This window comes from Paenibacillus sp. J5C2022 (assembly GCF_025567625.1).
GTDB lineage: Bacteria > Bacillota > Bacilli > Paenibacillales > Paenibacillaceae > Pristimantibacillus.
In genome coordinates this window covers 1-2,027 of the sequence record NZ_JAOQJC010000095.1, presented here as the reverse complement: position 1 = coordinate 2,027, position 2,027 = coordinate 1, and the positions used below count along the sequence as shown (strand labels likewise).

The 2,027-nt window shown below is 47.2% G+C and carries 2 protein-coding genes; both read right to left on the bottom strand.

The genetic code is table 11. The features are described 5' to 3' along the window. Positions 1 to 174: 174 nt before the first annotated feature. Positions 175 to 1,413 (bottom strand): IS110 family RNA-guided transposase, encoded by a 1,239-nt coding sequence (locus M6D81_RS31390; protein WP_262681593.1) that lies wholly within the window; start codon positions 1,411 to 1,413, stop codon positions 175 to 177. 372 nt (positions 1,414 to 1,785) lie between these two features. After that, on the bottom strand, positions 1,786 to 2,027 hold a 242-nt coding region (locus tag M6D81_RS31385), incomplete at its 5' end, for a hypothetical protein (protein ID WP_262681592.1).

Below are 2,027 nucleotides of genomic sequence, written 5' to 3'. Positions count from 1 at the left end.
AAGCCCAGCGGTGTAATGTCAAGTAGTTAATTTTGCGTAACTGGAAAAAGAAAAGCTCAAATTGCCTTTCGGCACGAAAAAAGAGTACACCAAACTAGACCCACCATGTTATCGAAATTTTCAGACAGGTATTTAGCGTGGGCGAACTGTTAGAAGTGTAAGAATCCGGTAAATCTATGGATTCCTCCTCTCAGGTGGTGTGTACAGGGTATTGGTCTTCAGTAGCATGAATACCAATCGTACCAATTTTCGTGCAGAAAGGACGAGTGCTCTTTTGTGCTTGTGCTTCGGTACTTCGTCATACTTCTTTTTGTAGAACTCAGTGTATTCGGCGTCATGCTTACGTACAGAGTCGGCAGCTTGGACCAAATAATAACGCAAGTATTTGTTCCCTGTTCGCATGCGCGACGTTTCGTCGGCTTCGAATTCACCGGACTGGTGCTGGCTCCAGACGAGCCCTGCATACTTAGCTAAAGCGTTGTGATCATGGAAGCGGTCAATACCGCCAATTTCCGCAAGAATACCAGCAGCGAAGACAGGGCCTATTCCTTTGACAGAAGTGAGCGTCTGCGGGATCCCCCTCATAATCTTGGCGATCTCTTTGTCGAGTTTCTTGACCTCGGATTCCAAGTGCTGAATCACACTCAGCGTCGTTGCCATGGAAATATTCACGGGATCGCTCATCGCTTTATCGAGTCGGTAAGAGGTACGCGCGATCTTCTTTAGATACGCAGCGATCTCCTCGGGATTGTCGAACTTGTTTTTACCCTTGTCTTGTAAGAATGAAATAAGTTCTTCAACAGACATCGTCATAATTTGCTCAGGCTCTAGCTCTTGAATAACAGCAAGCGAGGTGCTGCCGAACGTATTGGAAAACGGATTGTCTTGGCGCATGCCACTAAACTTCAAAAAGACCTGATTCAGAAAAAAGGTCTTGTCTCGTTTGATGTTATTGATCAAGTAAAACCGCGTGCGGGTGAGGCGCTGCAAGGCTTCGTATTGGATGATATCTTTCATCTCATGAGGCAGTCGTCCAAATCGCAAATGGTCTGCAATCACCCAGGCATCGATGCGGTCATTCTTGGGAAGAGCTTCATAACTCTTCTTGAACTTGGCCACTTTTCGCGCATTTAAGACGTAAATCTGGGATTGAACGTTGGGTTCATATCCCTGAAGCTCGGTTTTCAGATAGTGAGCAAGATGCCAGCCGAGATTGGAGGTCGCCTCCATCCCGATGCGAAGTTCTCGCGCATCTGCTTTCGATGCGGTGTCCAACATCTTATGAATAAGGGAATCAGCCCCTGCTCGATCATTGGGCACGGCAAAGGAAGCGAGTGAGGAACCGGTCCCATCCATGAATTGTACATGGTGAGACTTTAAGCTAACGTCAATTCCAATCAGCATTGGTGACATAGAATCACCTCCTATTGTGGATAAAATCAAGCAAAACTCAGACCTGGGTGCCCGTGGAAACCACCGACTTCAGCCTCGTCATTAGCACTCATCCGCAAGCGTCCGACAATTGATGGGTGCTACGCCCCGGACGCAAGAGGAGGCGCATCCAGCGGTTAGAACATGAGTGATGGATCACGGGTAGCAGGCTTTAACAGCAGTACCTTTCGGTCCGCAAGGAGAATAAGAAATACCCTGAGAGATGCTTGTTGATCCCATTGTTCCACAGGCAGGTCTGAGAAGTCTATAGCCGATTACTGGCGATGGGGACATAGCCCATCTAACGGCCACGGATATGAAGTTTTCAAAAGAGCGCATAACAAAGAAGTGCAGCTAAGAGTTAATGTACTGCAGCAATAAAGATTGGTATTTCACTTCAGCTTCCTCATTCGAGGCAAAACGATAAAACAGGTGAAACGGGTAAATCAGGAATGAGGAAGCTGAAGCTTCTTTCAAACCGTGGGCTGAGCCCTCCAGATGGGCCCCAACTGGAAATTCCCTTGATCCCTTTTCAACTGTCCGGATCAGCTGGAAAAAGAGCAAAAAGATCTTACAAAGACGATTATACGAGGAGA